The sequence below is a fragment of the Streptomyces sp. 5K101 genome (assembly GCF_046506645.1).
Taxonomy (GTDB): domain Bacteria; phylum Actinomycetota; class Actinomycetes; order Streptomycetales; family Streptomycetaceae; genus Streptomyces.
This window is the reverse complement of record NZ_JBKFFO010000012.1, coordinates 168,028-182,130: the sequence shown is the minus strand read 5'-3', so window position 1 is coordinate 182,130 and position 14,103 is coordinate 168,028. Positions and strand designations below refer to the sequence as shown.

At 70.1% G+C, this 14,103-nt stretch carries 11 protein-coding genes and 3 pseudogenes; 6 read left to right on the top strand and 8 right to left on the bottom strand.

Annotation, left to right across the window (positions count from 1 at the left end):
* Positions 1-47 precede the first annotated feature (47 nt).
* The 3 genes from ACLB9X_RS23525 (at position 48) to ACLB9X_RS23515 (ending at position 4,745) form a co-directional block, all read left to right on the top strand.
* Positions 48-1,202, top strand: a complete 1,155-nt coding sequence (locus ACLB9X_RS23525; protein WP_410362420.1) for an MBL fold metallo-hydrolase — start codon at positions 48-50, stop codon at positions 1,200-1,202.
* An 18-nt stretch (positions 1,203-1,220) separates the two neighbouring features.
* Positions 1,221-1,589 (top strand): carboxypeptidase-like regulatory domain-containing protein, encoded by a 369-nt coding sequence (locus tag ACLB9X_RS23520; RefSeq protein ID WP_410362356.1) that lies wholly within the window; start codon positions 1,221-1,223, stop codon positions 1,587-1,589.
* A 393-nt stretch (positions 1,590-1,982) separates the two neighbouring features.
* Complete coding sequence (locus ACLB9X_RS23515; protein WP_410362355.1) at positions 1,983-4,745, top strand: SpoIIE family protein phosphatase; 2,763 nt, start codon at positions 1,983-1,985, stop codon at positions 4,743-4,745.
* Positions 4,746-5,044: 299 nt separating this feature from the next.
* Here ACLB9X_RS23515 and ACLB9X_RS23510 read toward each other — a convergent pair whose 3' ends face one another.
* The 3 genes from ACLB9X_RS23510 to ACLB9X_RS23500 form a co-directional block, all read right to left on the bottom strand.
* Positions 5,045-5,407, bottom strand: a complete 363-nt coding sequence (locus ACLB9X_RS23510; RefSeq protein WP_410362354.1) for an ATP-binding protein — start codon at positions 5,405-5,407, stop codon at positions 5,045-5,047.
* A gap of 404 nt (positions 5,408-5,811) precedes the next feature.
* Entirely contained in the window at positions 5,812-6,186 is a 375-nt protein-coding gene (locus ACLB9X_RS23505) for a DUF779 domain-containing protein (RefSeq protein ID WP_410362353.1), read from the bottom strand.
* 138 nt (positions 6,187-6,324) lie between these two features.
* Entirely contained in the window at positions 6,325-7,830 is a 1,506-nt protein-coding gene (locus tag ACLB9X_RS23500; protein ID WP_410362419.1) for an ISL3 family transposase, read from the bottom strand.
* A gap of 596 nt (positions 7,831-8,426) precedes the next feature.
* Between ACLB9X_RS23500 and ACLB9X_RS23495 the strand changes: the two are divergent.
* Positions 8,427-8,822 (top strand): annotated as a pseudogene (locus ACLB9X_RS23495) (hypothetical protein); the annotation flags it as partial.
* Positions 8,767-9,192: pseudogene (locus ACLB9X_RS23490) on the top strand (DUF5958 family protein); the annotation flags it as partial. The pseudogenes ACLB9X_RS23495 and ACLB9X_RS23490, both read left to right, overlap by 56 nt.
* On the opposite strand, the gene ACLB9X_RS23485 reads toward ACLB9X_RS23490, so the two are convergent.
* Both ACLB9X_RS23485 and ACLB9X_RS23480 read right to left on the bottom strand, forming a co-directional pair.
* Positions 9,080-9,565, bottom strand: coding sequence for a transposase (locus ACLB9X_RS23485; protein ID WP_410362352.1), 486 nt, complete (start codon positions 9,563-9,565; stop codon positions 9,080-9,082). The pseudogene ACLB9X_RS23490 and the gene ACLB9X_RS23485 overlap by 113 nt on opposite strands.
* A gap of 26 nt (positions 9,566-9,591) precedes the next feature.
* Positions 9,592-9,778, bottom strand: a pseudogene (locus ACLB9X_RS23480) (site-specific integrase); the annotation flags it as partial.
* A 259-nt stretch (positions 9,779-10,037) separates the two neighbouring features.
* On the opposite strand from ACLB9X_RS23480, the gene ACLB9X_RS23475 reads away from it, so the two are divergent.
* Positions 10,038-11,021 (top strand): phosphotransferase, encoded by a 984-nt coding sequence (locus ACLB9X_RS23475; RefSeq protein ID WP_410362351.1) that lies wholly within the window; start codon positions 10,038-10,040, stop codon positions 11,019-11,021.
* 320 nt (positions 11,022-11,341) lie between these two features.
* Here ACLB9X_RS23475 and ACLB9X_RS23470 read toward each other — a convergent pair whose 3' ends face one another.
* From ACLB9X_RS23470 to ACLB9X_RS23460, 3 genes are all read right to left on the bottom strand, one after another.
* Positions 11,342-12,748, bottom strand: a complete 1,407-nt coding sequence (locus tag ACLB9X_RS23470; RefSeq protein ID WP_410362350.1) for a flotillin family protein — start codon at positions 12,746-12,748, stop codon at positions 11,342-11,344.
* 96 nt (positions 12,749-12,844) lie between these two features.
* Positions 12,845-13,351: a hypothetical protein gene (locus tag ACLB9X_RS23465; protein WP_410362349.1), complete on the bottom strand. Its 507-nt coding sequence runs from the start codon at positions 13,349-13,351 to the stop codon at positions 12,845-12,847.
* A 101-nt stretch (positions 13,352-13,452) separates the two neighbouring features.
* Positions 13,453-13,629: an alpha/beta fold hydrolase gene (locus tag ACLB9X_RS23460; RefSeq protein WP_410362347.1), complete on the bottom strand. Its 177-nt coding sequence runs from the start codon at positions 13,627-13,629 to the stop codon at positions 13,453-13,455.
* Positions 13,630-14,103: the final 474 nt, after the last annotated feature.

The window sequence follows — 14,103 nt, the reverse complement described above, 5'->3', positions numbered from 1 at the left end:
GTTCGCTCAGGCCGGCCGCCTTCGGAGCCGACCCGTCCGGGGAGCGGATGGCGCGCATCCGCCGCTCGCCGAACTTCGCCGACGGCGTCTTCCGCAACCCGGTGGGTGCGCGCACCAGACCCTCCGGCGCTTCCATGGTCGAATTCGCCAAGATCTACTTCGAGAAGGAGGCGCGGGCCCGCCGGACCCCGGTCGGACACGTGCCCGTGCATTCCACCACCGTCGCCGATCTCGCCGAGCCGCCCGCCTCCGGGCTGCGGCTGACCTGGATGGGCCACTCCAGTGTCCTGTCGGAGATCGACGGCCGCCGGGTCCTCTTCGACCCCGTCTGGGGCGAGCGCTGCTCCCCGTTCGCCTTCACCGGGCCCAAGCGGCTGCACCCCGTGCCCGCGCCGCTGGCCGCTCTCGGCACCGTCGACGTCGTGGTGATCTCCCACGACCACTACGACCACCTCGACCTGCCCACCATCAAGGCCCTCGCCGGCACGGACACGGTGTTCGCGGTCCCGCTCGGCGTGGGCGCCCACCTGGAGCGCTGGGGCGTGGCCCCGGACCGGCTGCGCGAGCTCGACTGGAACGAGTCGACCGAGGTCCACGGCATACGGCTGACCGCCACACCGGCCCGCCACTTCTGCGGGCGTGGACTGCGCAACCAGCAGCACACCCTGTGGGCCTCCTGGGTGGTGGCGGGCCCCGAGCACCGGATCTACCACAGCGGCGACACGGGATACTTCCCGGGCTTCGCGGACATCGGGGCGGAGCACGGTCCGTTCGACGTGACCATGATCCAGATCGGCGCATACTCCGAGTACTGGCCCGAGAACCACACGGACTATACGCCGCTGCCCGGGGCTTGGCCGGACATTCACATGACGCCCGCCCAGGGCGTGCAGGCCCACCTTGACCTGCAAGGAGGCCAGCCGGGCGGCGTCCTGCTCCCGATCCACTGGGCCACCTTCAACCTGGCTCCGCATGCGTGGGCAGAGCCGGGGGAGTGGACGAAGGACGCGGCCGAGGAGGCCGGCCAGGCGGTAGCGTCCCCGCGGCCTGGAGAGACCTTCGAGCCCGTCGGCACGCTTCCCGTGGATCCCTGGTGGCGGGCTGTGTCCCATCCGATCGCGCACCCGTGGCGCCGACCCCGGCCCGCCGAGGTTGTGGCCGAGATGCGCAGCGGCGATCTCGACCTCGCGGGCGAGCGCTGACGGTGAGTAAGGACGTGGGTGGAGCAAGGTGGGGCGATTTTCAGACAGGGCAGTGAACGGTGCCGGCATGTTCACCTTGCCGTGGCGGCGACTAAACAGAGGCATGGGGGCGGGGGAGCAGAGGGGAATGGGGAGTTGCCGCTGCCTGAGGGTGCGGGGCGGGTAGACGGCCAGGTGGTGGATCCGGTGGGGCTGCCGATACGGGCAGCGGTCACTGTCCTCGATCGGACGGGGCAGTGCGTGGTCGAGGGCGGCACTGACGCGTACGGGCTGTTCACCGCCGCCGTGCCGCCCGGCGGCTACGACCTGTCGGTCGCCTGCCATGGTTTCCAGCCACTTCGCACCGCTGTCAGGGTGTCCCCGGAGCCAGGGCGACGGCCGGAGTGATGGGCCTCGCCGCTGCCCCTCGCGCGGGCGGTGGGACATCGACCCGGACCACACCGCGATCCGATTCGTTGCCCGGCGCATCGGCCTGGCGGAGATCCATGGCCATCCAGGCCGTACTGGCGGAGCAGGCGGACGGCACTCCATCGGTCGCGTGACGAGCCAGGACACAGGCGGCGATCACTGGGAGCCTCGCGGCGCGCCCGCGGCAGGTCCAAGCGTCGATACTCTCGGCCACCGGTGACGCCTGTGGCCGCCGTACATATGGCCGCCGCCACCCGCCGCGGCGATGTCCGCGGAGTGACCTTCCCCGGTGGTCGCGGCAGCGAGGGCACACTCGACTCACATGGGAGACAATTGAATAAGTCTTCGAATGTCGCGCGAGGAAGTGGCCAGGTGAAGGCCGTCTGGGACGACGCCGCTCTGTCGAGGGCCCACGAGCGGCTCCTGATGGGCGAGCCCGCGGGTCTGGCTGTACGCCCTCCCGTCCTTGCCTCCTGGCAGCGGTGCCGGTCCCTGGGCCTCGCGGCGGACCACCCCTTGAACCTGCCCTACCACGACGACCTGGCACGTACGGGCAGTCTCGCCGAGGCCGCCCGGCCAGTGCTCGAGGGACTTGAGTCCCAGCTGTCGGGGATCCGGGTGGCCGTGCTGCTCAGCGATGGCAGGGCCCGGCTGCTCGACCGCCGGGTCGGCGAGCCCGCGCTGAACCGCGAGCTCGACACGTTGCAGCTCGTGCCCGGCTTCGAGGTCACCGAACAGCTCATCGGCACCAACGGCATCGGCACCGTACTCGCGACGCGGCAGCCTGCCTTCATACACGGCCGCGAGCACTTCACCGACACCTGGAGCACGCTCGCCTGCGCCGGGGCTCCCATTCGCGACCCCCTGAGCGGACAGCTCATGGGTGTGCTCGACCTGAGCTGCCTGAACGTCCACTCGGACCCCTCCATGATGTCGGTGGCACGCGAGGCGGCCCGTGCCATCGAGCAGCGGCTGCTCGACCGCGCCACGGATCGCGAGCGAGCCCTGCTCCAGTCGTTCCAGGCCGCCCGCCGCCGGGCGATGGCCGGCGGACCGGAAGGCAGGGACATCCCGGTCGGGGAGCTGCTCGACCTCCATGACCGACGCATCCTCGAGGAGAACGCGACCGCGCTGATCTCCGCTGGACGGACCGGTCTGCTTGAGGTGGGTCTCACGCGTGGCCGCACGGCCGTGCTCCTCAGCCGCCCGGTGCAGACCTCTTCGGGCGTTATGGGATTCGCTGTCGAGGCTGTCCTTCCGCAGGGTGTGCTGCGCCGCCTGGCCACGTCGGCTCCCGACGTACCGCCCGTCCCCGAACCGCCCGTCTCCGGTCCGCAGGTCCTTCTCCCTCCGGCAGGCAGCTCTCGGCGTACGCCCCTCACGGTGCCCGGTCCCCCCGCAGAGCCGCCGTCCAGGGGGCCCGACAGATGGCTGCTGGCCGTCGGCGAGCCCGGCATCGGCAGGTTCGCCCTGCGGGCCCGGGAGCGGCTGGGGCTGCTCTACGACGCAGGCCTCTGCGTCGGCACCACGCTGGACGTGACCCGGACCGCCGAGGAACTCACCGCGGTGGTCGTCCCCCGGTTCGCCGACTTCGCCGCAGTCGACCTGCCGGAGGCCGTACTCCTCGGCGAGGAGCCGATCCGGGCGGACGGCGCGCTGCGGCGGGCCGCGATCGCCGGGATCAATCAGAGCTCCCACCTGTACGCGGCCGGCGAGCCGGTCACCTACGCCACGCACACGCCGCAGGCCACATCGCTGGCCGGCGGGGATCCGGTTCTGGAACCTGAGCTGGCCAAGGCGGCCGGCTGGATCGCCCAGGACCCGGCCCGCGGGCAGAAAATCCTGGACGCCGGCGTGCACTCGCTCATCACGGTGCCGCTGCGGGCCCGCGGCACAATCCTGGGCGTGGTCAGCTTCTACCGCTCGCGGCGTGCGGAGCCCTTCGAGGAGGACGACCTTACGCTCGCCGAGGAACTGGTCGGACGGGCGGCGCTGTGCATCGACAACGCCCGCCGCTTCACCCGCGAGCACGCCGTGGCCCTGGCCCTGCAGCGCAGCCTGCTGCCGCGCGGCCTTCCCGCACAGCACGCCGTGGAGGCGGCCCACCGCTATCTGCCCGCGCAGTCCGGGGCCGGGGGCGACTGGTTCGACGTCATCCCGCTGTCCGGGGCGCGGGTGGCGCTGGTCGTCGGCGATGTCGTCGGGCACGGCCTGCACGCCGCCGCCACCATGGGACGGCTGCGCACAGCGGTCCACAATTTCTCCGCCCTCGACCTGGCCGTCGACGAGGTCCTCACTCAGCTCGACGACCTGGTCTGTCGCCTTGACATGGACCAGGACGAGGCGGGGACGGGCGAGGAGATCGTCGGTGCGAGCTGCCTATACGCCGTCTACGACCCGACGACACGACGGTGCACCGTGGCCCGTGCCGGCCATCCGCCGCCCGCGCTGATCCTGCCCGACGGCACAGTGGAGTACCCGGACCTGCCCGCGGGACCGCCTCTCGGTGTGGGCGGCCAGCCCTTCGAGACCGCCGAGATCGAGGTGCCCGAGGGCAGCCTGCTGGCCCTCTACACCGACGGGCTGATCGAGCACCTCGGCCGCCGGGACGTCGATCTCGGCCTCGAACGGCTCCGGCACGAGCTCGCCCACCCAGGCGGTGGCCCCGAGCAGACATGCCAGACGCTGAGGGCCCTGCTGCCCGACCACCCCGCCGACGACGTCGCCCTGCTCGTCGCCCGCACCCGGACTCTCGACGCCGGCCAGGTCGCCGCCTGGGAGCTGCCCGCCGACCCCGCCGCCGTCTCCCGGATACGTGCGGACGTCACGGCCCAACTGGCCGAATGGTCTCTGGAGGACCTGGAATTCACCACCGAGCTGCTGGTCAGCGAGCTGGTCACCAACGCCGTCCGCTACGGCGGCGAACCGATCACGCTGCGTCTGATCCGCGACAGCGCGCTCATCTGCGAGGTGTCTGATGGCAGCAGCACCTCCCCCCATCTGCGCCGGGCCCTCACCACAGACGAGGGCGGTCGCGGGCTGTTCCTGGTCGCCCAGCTCGCCCAGCGCTGGGGTACGCGGTACACCCCGAACGGCAAAGTCATCTGGACGGAGCAGCCGCTCACACCGGTCTGAGCCCGATCGGCGGGTTCTCCTGGTGGTTGCCCGTGCGACGAGCGAGTGGCCCCGCTGGGTATCGGAGCCGAGAGCGGCACGGCGGCCTTCGAAACAGGGGGCGGCGTTGCGCAGCGATCGTACGGCTCTTCGCCCTGCACGTGCTCGCGCTCGCGGCGATCGCCTTGGTCAGCGCGGGAGGCCGGCGCGAAGGGCCACGGTGACTCGGCGGCCGAAGGAGCCCTGGTGGACGCGGACCTCACTGGCCAGGAGTTCGACGATGGCGAGGCCCCGGCCGTGCTCGTCGGGGTCGTCGTCGTTCAGGTGCCGTGACCGAGGCGGGCTGCCGGAACCGTCACGGAGATCCGCAGGACTCCGGCGGCGCCCAGGGACAGACCGATCGTCATGTCACCGTGGCCGTGCTCGGCGGCGTTGGCGGCGGGTTCGTCGATGACGAGTTCCGCGGAGTCGAGGTCGGCGGGCGGGAGATGCCAGTGGGTCAGCACGGCCGTGGCGGAGCGGCGTGCCACGGGAACCCAGCGCACCTCGGCGGGCAGCGCCAGGACGGCATGACGGGCGGGCGCGGGCTCCGGGCCGGGCGTGGCGGTGGGCCATGTGCGGCGGCTGGTGCTGTTCGACCGAGGGTGGTGTTCCGCCGGAAGCGCGATGACCGTGCCGGTCATGGCAGTCGGCTGCGGTCTGTCACGGAGGGCTGCGGTGGTCATGTCTGCCCCAGAACTAGGTGGAAGAGGACGCGGTGCTCGGTAGCCCTCCCGTGGGTCCGGGCCGCGGGGCCCGGAAGAGCGACTTCGCCGCAGCCTTGGCGCTGCGGGGCCCGGCGAAAGTCGCGGACGGCAGGTGTTCACAAGGGAACCTCTGCGGATGCGTCACCGCTGACGCTATGCGGCACCATGACACTCCGTAGCTGGGCTGTGGGGCGGAGTGCCCCTGTCCGTCCGGAGAGGGACGGCATTCTCCGACGGGCGCAACGGGTGCGGGGCCGGACACCCGGGTGTCCGGCCCCGCTTTCACCACCGCCTGCGCCGACGCGGTGGCTGTCTGAGACCCGGCGCGCCGACTCGCCGGGTCACCCGGTCACCTCGGCCCCCGTCGGGAGCGGTGGCTCCGTCTCCACGCGCTGCCACTCCTCGTCGGTGAGTACTCGGGAGCGCAGCAGGAACCGTACGCCCTCCGGGGCCTCCAGCGAGAAGCCGCTGCCCCGGCCGGGCACCACGTCGACGGTGAGGTGGGTGTGCTTCCAGTACGCGTACTGGTCGGCGCTCATCCAGAAGGGGGTGGCACCGGCGACGTGGCCGAGGAGCACGTCCGAGCCGCCGACGCGGAACTCGCCGCGCGGGTAGCACATCGGAGCGCTGCCGTCGCAGCAGCCGCCGGACTGGTGGAACATCTTGGCCATCATGTCGCTCGACCCCACAGGCAAGGGCCAGGCCCGCTGGACCATGCGCTGGAAGACCGCCCTGAACGCCTTCGACATCACCTTCGACGGCCGCCTCTCCGCCGCTCGCCAGTAACCCCAACCACTCTGGTTACACCGCTCGATTGGCTCTGTTCCGTAGTCGGTGGTGACGGTGCGTTCTCCTTATTGCAGGAGGATGCGGTGACGGAGGAGGTCGAATCCTGCTCGGCCGTGCATCTGCCGCATGATCTTTTTGGTTCGGGTATTGACGCCCTCTGTCCGGCCGTTGTGGTGAGGCAGGGTGAGGCCGGCGTTCACGGCGGCGCGGTCGAGTTCGAGGCCGTTGCAGAAGCTGTGCAGGTGGGGCAGGCCAGCGGTGCGGACTGTGGCGATCCACTGGCTGAGCTTGTCGTCGTTGGCCTGGGCCGGGGTCAGGAGCGCGGCGAACTCGCCGGGGAGTCGGGCGAGTGCGGTCATCTCGGGGCACGCCGCGGTGAGGAGGCCGAGCAGGTCGGTGTCCCTGGTCCACAGGTGCTCGGGGTGGGTGAGCAGGAGCCGGGCGAGGCGGCGGGGGGGTGTCACGGGGCGGTCGCCTTCGGCGCGGCCCTGATTGAGGTAGCGGACCAGCAGGTTGGCACTGCCGGTATAGCCCAGTTCCCTGATCTCGTGCAGGAGGTGCGTGACGGGAACAGCCGGGTTGTGGGACCGGCGCCGGCGCAGGTGGTCGCGATAGGGGTCGACCAGGGTGGGCCGGTAGCGGGGGGCGATGCGATCCGCAGGCGGTTCGGGGATGCGGGCGTAGCGCTTGACGGTATTCAGGGCGAGGTTCAGTCTGCGGGAGCAGTCGAGCAGGCCGACGCCGGAGTCGAGGAGGGTGTGGATTTTGTGCCAGCGCTCGCGGGTGGTCTGCTCGCGGACGCCGCCGGGCCGGGGCGGGTTGACGGTGGCCCAGCAGGGGGCGTGGGCGCGGACCTCGGCCAGGACTTTGTCGCACAGGTTCCGCCACAGATGCCAGCGGTCGCTGATTTGCACCGCGTCGGGCAGGGCCCGGCGGATCGCCTCGGCGTAGGTGGCCGAGCCGTCCCGGCACACGACTTCGATCCCCTTCTTCCCGCGCAGCCATGTCTCCAATGTGGCGGCTTCGCGGTCGGGCAGGACATCGACGCGTTCCCCGGTCTCGGCATCGATGATGATCGTGGCGTAGCGGTGACGGCGGCGCAGGGCGAAGTCATCGACCCCGATCACCCTCGGGATCCGCAGCGTCGGCGGGGGGATTCCCCGCAGCACCCGCAGGGCGGTGGCGAACGATACGGGCACGGCCAGTAGCCGGGTGAGCCGGGCGGCTGCCCGGCCGCATAACTCCTTGGCCACCCCCGAGACCTGGCTGGTCAAACGCGTGGTGCGGCGCTGAAGGCGCTCGATCAGCCCAGGGACTTGCTCGCGGAAGGTCTGCCGCCGACAGCCCAGGACCGGGCAGACCAGACGTCGTACCCGGACGTTGACCACGACCCGGCGGCCATCGACCGGCACATCCGCAACGGTCCGGACGTGGTATCCGTGCACCTTCCCCGTCGGGACCCCGCAAATCGGGCAGGGAAAGGGAACACCCCGGGTCCGGGCCAAGACCCGGATCACGTCGCCGTCGTCGGCCACATCCTCGATGACCAGCGCCGAGAGCCCTGAAAACACCGTTGCCACAAGGGAGTTGACATCTCGCATACAACTTCAACGACGCCCGTCACCTGCCGTCACCACCGACTACGGAACAGAGCCGCTCGATTGACAGACCCCCCACCCGGCCCGCTCTCGGCTCCGCCACCGCGGGCCGGCCAGCGACCAGGCCGCGCAAAGACAGCGCAGCGGACGAACGGAAGCGCGGAGAAAGCCGGACGCGCCAGCACGGCGAACGCCAGGCCGACGGCGAGGCGACGGCGGGGAGTTGGCCGGGGCGTCGGCCCGGGGGTGGGGCCGGTCGGTTCCGTGGGCTTTACCCACCTCCCCGGGCCGGGGCCCGCGTCGGGCAAGGCCAGGGGGCCACTCGTTCAAATTCCGGGCAGTACGAAGCCTGCCCGAGTTGCCGGGCTAGCGTACGGCCCCCTGGCCATGCCCGACCCCAACCCGGGCAGGACACCGGCCAAAGCCCACTCCACCGCCCTCACGCGCGTAGCCGTCTGACGGCAATGCCGACGGCAACACAGGCGCACAACCCGGCACTTCCACGCACGCCCACGGGCAGGCCGGAATTCGCTGACCAGCGAAAATGCAGGTGACGCCCACTCGGCGAGCACACGTACTATGTGCTGGCGGGCGAGACTCCGGTTCTGGTTCACAATTCCAGTGGGTGGTGTGGCCCTGGCCTTAGAACGGCATCGGAAGCCGGTATCAGCCCGAATGCTGCCAAGCGAATTCAGAATGCCGCTGATAAAGCCGGGCAGCCAATCATTGTGGTCGGGAGCCGTGCGAACGGAACACCCAACCCGACATCGGACTGGGATTACATCCTCTCCGGTCCGTCCAGAACTCGTCACAGCGTTAAGAACTCCCTGCCGAGAGGGACAGGTGACGGTGAAGGGAGTGGGCGCGGTAGAGACTTCTGGCAGAACTACAATCCGAACCGCCCAGACTATGCCGAGCTGGACAGAGGCAGGCCGTACGTTGTTTTCGAGCCCCGGAGCAGGTGAGCACTTGCGAGCATCAGAGCGGATCATCAACGAGGTTGCTCAAGGGCTCCGCAGCTTGGAGGACGCTGTGGCCTGGTTCTCTTCGCTGGAGCACGTTGAGCAGGGAGCGGTACTGCACGAGGTTGTTCGCTACGCGATGCAGGCCCATGCAACGGTGAATGACGCGCGTGAGGGGCTACCGCGATCAGGCGTCAAGCCGACAATGACCCCGGCAGTATTGATTGTTCGAGAGCCGATTCTCGAACAGATGGGGAAGATCATAAATCTGCCCCCTGGCGAGTACGTGAAGTCCTTTCGCGTCCTCTTGTCCACGTTCGCTGTGGCTGACACGCGACGAAGAGAAACGGAGTGCCGAGGGACTTGTAGCCACGCTTGGCACAACCTGTCGTAAGCGCCAACGTTCCCGGCGCGTCGAAGAGGAAATTGCCGAGGATTTCTGCGTTCGCTTGGGCGCAGATCGGGGCCCCCGCCGAGTCGGTAATCGGCGGGGGCTCCTGGGCGTTTGACGCTGAGGTTGAAAGGGTGGGGTGAACGGAGTTACGGGGACTCCAGCCCCCATTCCGGTCCCGGCGATGAAGCCGTCGAGTACTTCGGGGGCGGCGTTGGATGCCTCGTAAGCGGTTCTGCACGAGCGGGGTGAGGTCTTCGATCGCGCGGGGTGCGAGGTTGGCCAGGGACTTTTTCAGGCGGGCCCATACGCCTTCGACGGGGTTGAGGTCGGGCGCGTAGGGCGGCAGCTTCACTCTGGTCAGCCAGCCGCTGTTGGGGACGTGGCGGCTTTGACGTTACGGGCGACGTTGCGGGGCAGTTCATCCTGGCGGACGGCGTGCTCCAGTGCCGACTTGAGCACCGAGTGTACGTACGTCACGGTCAAGGGGGGACAGTTGCCTCTGGCAGCACTCGCCAATCGCTCAGCATGCCTTCCGTTCGCTGTCGAGTCCCTGGGCGCAGCACCGGCCGTGGCTTGGGAAAGTCGCGGACGTCAGCGGACGGTGAGGGAGCGGGGGCAGACACCAGGTCTTCAGATCGCAGTGGTGGGGGAGAATGCGACGCTGGTGCGGGACATCTGTTTCGCGTCCCCGAAGTCGACGGATCCCACACCCTACTTGCCCTTTGACCTCCGTCCGGCCAGCAGAGCGGGCGGTGCCGGGGACGCGGTAGGCGGGCCAGCGTGTTGTTTGGGGTTGCAGGTGCATGTGAGGCAGGCTCGTGCCTATGGCTGATGCCCCTGGCGCTTCTCTGGACCCCGACATCCTCGATGTTCTGCGCACGCAGGTACTGGGGGGCGCGCTGGTCGTGGAAGAGCGGCGGCTGTCGGGCGGCTTCAGCAGCGACAACGTGCTGCTGCGCACCGACAGGGGGACGTCGTTCGTCCTGCGGCGGTATCCGAGAAGGAATACGTGTGCCGTGGAGGCGGCGCTGATGCGATTGGTTGCGGACCGGGTTCCGGTCCCGGAGGTTGTGTACGCCGATGACGGCGGGGATCTGCTGGGCGAGCCGTTCATACTGACGCGTTTCGCCTCCGGGGTGCCGTTGACGTCGGTGTTCGCCGGCGCGGCGGACGAGGACGGTCCGCAGTTGGCCGAGGCGGTGGCCGAGGTCCTGGTGGCGATCCACTCGGTGCGGTTCGGCCGCCCCGGCTTCTTCTCCGACGGTGCTCTGCGGCCTGACGCCACGCCGCCGGAGCATCATGACGATCTGGTGGCTTTCGTCGAGGCCACTGTGGCCCGGGGGAACGTGGCTGCGGTGCTGTCGGAGGCGGAGCAGCGGGCGCTGGTGGAGCTCGGCGTTCGGTGCGCGCCGCTGGTGGCCGAGACCGTTGATGCTGATCAGTTGGTGCACTCGGACTTCAACCCCGACATCCACATGACGCCGGCCGAGGGCATGCAGGCCCACCTCGACCTCCAGGGCGGCACGCCGTCCGGAGTGATGCTGCCGATCCACTGGGGCACGTTCAACCTGGCGCCCCACCCGTGGGCGGAGCCGGGGGAGTGGACGAAGGACGCGGCCGAGGAGGCCGACCAGGCGGCGGCGCTCCCGCGTCCCGGCGAGCCGTTCGAGCCCGCGGTGAAGCTGCCGGAGGAGCCGTGGTGGCGGGCCGTGTCCCATCAGATCGCCTATCCGTGGCGCCTCCCCCGACCTACCGAGGTCGGTGCCGAGCCGCGCAGCGACGATCTCGATCTTGCGGGCGAGCGGTGACGGTGAGCGAGGATGACCTCAGCCAGGTTGTGCGCCTGCTGACTTGTCTGCCGAGCGATGAGCGCGACCGTGTGGTGCGCGCGCTGGATGGCACGCCACGGCCTCGATCTTCATGTCCGCCGACGGAGTCGGGGGACCGTTGTAGCGGGAAGAGCATGGCGAGGCCGACACCGAGGAGGATTCCTTCACCGGCGAAGGGGGAAAGGCGGGGGACGGCGGAGTAGGCGGACGCACACAGCGCCGCTGTTCCCAGGGCCAAGGGCAGCCGCGCGTGCACCTTGAAGCTCTTGCGCATGCCGTCTCCCCGCCGGACCGGTGTCTCAGTCGGTGATCTCGGCCTGCGCACTCGGCGTCTCCGGCCTCTTCCGTGTGATGCCCTGGAGGAGTGCGGCGAGGTCGACTCCGGTGGCGGAGGAGAGGAGTTCCATGCCCTGCGTGACATTGTCGGTCACCGTACGAGTCAACTGGCTTGCTCCGTCCGTGGAGATGACGGTCATCTTGTCGACGGCGGCGAGCGGTTCGGACGCCTTGGCGACGACCTGGGGCAGGACCTCGACGAGCATCTGGAGTACGGCGGCGTCGCCGTACTGGGCGAAGGCGTCTGCCTTCTTCCGCATCGCCTCTGCCTCGGCGGAACCCTTCGCCCCGAGGGCGGCGGCCTGGGCCTCGCCCTCGATGCGTACGGCCTCGGCGAGGGCGGCGCGCTGGGCCTTCTCGCCCTCACCGGTCAGCCGGGCGCGCTCGGCGGCGGCCTCGGCTTCCTTCACCAGGGCGATGCGGCGGGCCTCGGCCTCCTGCTCGGCCTGGTAGCGGGCGGCGTCGGCGGGCTTGCGGACCTGAGTGTCGAGCTGCCGGTCCGTCAGGGCGGCCTGGCGGGCGGCGACCTTCTCCTGCTCGGTGAGGATGTCCTGCCGACGGGCGGCCTCGGCGAGCGGACCGGCGGCGTTGGCCTGGGCGGCGGCCTCGTCGGTCTGAGCCTTGATCTCGGCCTGCTTCAGGTAGAGGGTCCGCTGGGCGACGGCGATTTCCTCCTCGGCCTTCAGCCGGGCCTGCTCGGCGGCCCGCCGGGCCTCCGCCTCGGCGATGTCGGCCTCCTGCTTGGCGCGGGCGGCCTCGGGCCGGCCGAGGTCCTCCAGGTAGGAGCCCTCGGTGGTGATGTCCTGGATCTGGAAGGCGTCGAGCACCAGGCCCTGCCCGGACAGGCTGGCCTCGGCCTCCTCGGCGACTTGCCCGGCGAACGCGGCCCGGTCGCGGATGATGTCCTCGACCGACATCCGGCCCACGATCGACCGCAGCGCGCCGGACAGGACCTCCTGGGTGAAGCCGACGATGCCGTCCTGCTGCATCAGGAACCGCTGGGCGGCGGCCCGGATGGAGTCCTCCGTCCCGCCGACCTTGACGATCGCGACGCCCTCCAGGTTGGCCTTCACACCCCGCAGGGTGACGGCGCCGCGCACGGCGACCGGGATGTGGCGGCTGGACAGGTCGAGGCTGAACTTCTGCTGCACGAACGGCACGACGAAGACCCCGCCGCCGACCACGACCTTCTGCCCGCTGTTGTCGGTGAAGACGCGGCCGGTCGCCGGATCCGTGGTCCTCTTGCCCCGTCGGCCGGTGATGATGAACGCCTCGCTCGGTCCCGCGACCTTGTAGCGCGTGATGACGACAAGACCGAGCAGCACGAGCAGGACGACGATGCCCAGCACGGAGAAGAGCACAGGGCTCATGAGGGAACCCCCTTCGATCAGAACGGAACAGGAAGGACGGAAGATGGCGGTTGTCACGGGTATGGGGGTTACGCCGACTACGGTGGCGACGTGGCGTCAGCGATCGACCGGACGGACGACGACCGACGTCGGAGAGAGCACGGACTCGACCCACACCTCGGTGCCGCGCGCGAGGGGGACCGCGGCCTTCGCCGCGCACTTCACCGGCTGACCCGCGAGGTACAGCAGCACCTCGCCGTAGCGGCCCGCCGGGATCGCCGTCACCACCGAGCCGCTCGTCCCGGTCAGGTCTTCGCCCCGCGGTGCGGGCGCGGCCCCGTCGCGCATCAGTGCCCGGCTGAACTTCCATGTCAGCCAGGCCGCGGCGACCCCCGCGACCACGCCCGCAACGGTGGCGACCCCCGCCCCCGTACCGGCGGCCCCGAGCACGATCGCCCCCGTGAAACCGAGAGCCGACACGAACCCGGCGATCACCGGCAACGACAGAAACCCGTCCAGCCCCCCGCCGATACCGTCGAGGAGCCCCTCCAACACCCCGTCGAACACGAGGGACAGGACCAGAAGCACGAGACCTGCGATGCCGAGACCAAGAAACCAGCCCATGCGCGTCACCCCTCCCATGCGCCTTCTTCCGTCGCTGAACTGATGGTTCCACGGAGTCGCGCAGGTGTTCACTGCCGGAGTTCGGCAACGTTTACGCGCTCTTAATGCCGCGGTCGTACGGACGGCAGGAATCCGGCCACCAGGGCGGCCATACGGTCAGGGGCCTCCGGGAGGAGATGCCCCGCACCCTCGACCACGTGCAGGGGGATGCCGAGCCGGCGTTCCACGGCGCGGCCGAGCAGGGCCGGAGGCAGGAACGTGTCGGCTGAGCCCACCATGGCCAGGCAGGGCACCGACCCCACTCTCTCAAGGGCGGGCGTCGAACCCGCCGACGTCTTGATGCGCCGTCGGTCGTGGGGTGCTGCGCGTGTGGCGGATGACCGAGCTGCCCCTGTGGCGGCGGACCCCGCCCACGCTGCTGCTGTGCACGGCGCCGGCGGCGACCGCAGGCGGCACCGTCCTCCTCCTGGCCCCCGGCCCGCGGTCCTCGCCGGATGGCGGCCGGGCCATTCCAAGAGAACGCAGGCACCGGAACCGCTCCCCGACACGCTGACCGCGTTCTTCGACTCCGGATGCGTCACCAGGCCGCCGTCATCGGAGCGCGACTCCTCGGCCGGCCCGGCAGGGCCTTCTGGACGCAGACTTGGGTCTGGTGCTCTGCCGTGGCGGCTGACGAGGCGGTCAGCATCGCGAACAACAGGACCAATTTTCGTGCAAGCTCCTGACCTGCGGGGATAAGTGCACAGTGAACG

What these genes read in the sequence shown, in the direction of transcription:
- ACLB9X_RS23525 (WP_410362420.1), top strand. Translation starts at nt 48, where the DNA reads ATGGCGCGCATCCGCCGCTCGCCGAACTTCGCCGACGGCGTCTTCCGC.
- ACLB9X_RS23510 (WP_410362354.1), bottom strand. Translation starts at nt 5,407, where the DNA reads ATGACCGGCACGGTCATCGCGCTTCCGGCGGAACACCACCCTCGGTCG.
- ACLB9X_RS23505 (WP_410362353.1), bottom strand. Translation starts at nt 6,186, where the DNA reads ATGGTCCAGCGGGCCTGGCCCTTGCCTGTGGGGTCGAGCGACATGATG.
- ACLB9X_RS23475 (WP_410362351.1), top strand. Translation starts at nt 10,038, where the DNA reads ATGGCTGATGCCCCTGGCGCTTCTCTGGACCCCGACATCCTCGATGTT.
- ACLB9X_RS23470 (WP_410362350.1), bottom strand. Translation starts at nt 12,748, where the DNA reads ATGAGCCCTGTGCTCTTCTCCGTGCTGGGCATCGTCGTCCTGCTCGTG.
- ACLB9X_RS23465 (WP_410362349.1), bottom strand. Translation starts at nt 13,351, where the DNA reads ATGGGCTGGTTTCTTGGTCTCGGCATCGCAGGTCTCGTGCTTCTGGTC.
- ACLB9X_RS23460 (WP_410362347.1), bottom strand. Translation starts at nt 13,629, where the DNA reads ATGGTGGGCTCAGCCGACACGTTCCTGCCTCCGGCCCTGCTCGGCCGC.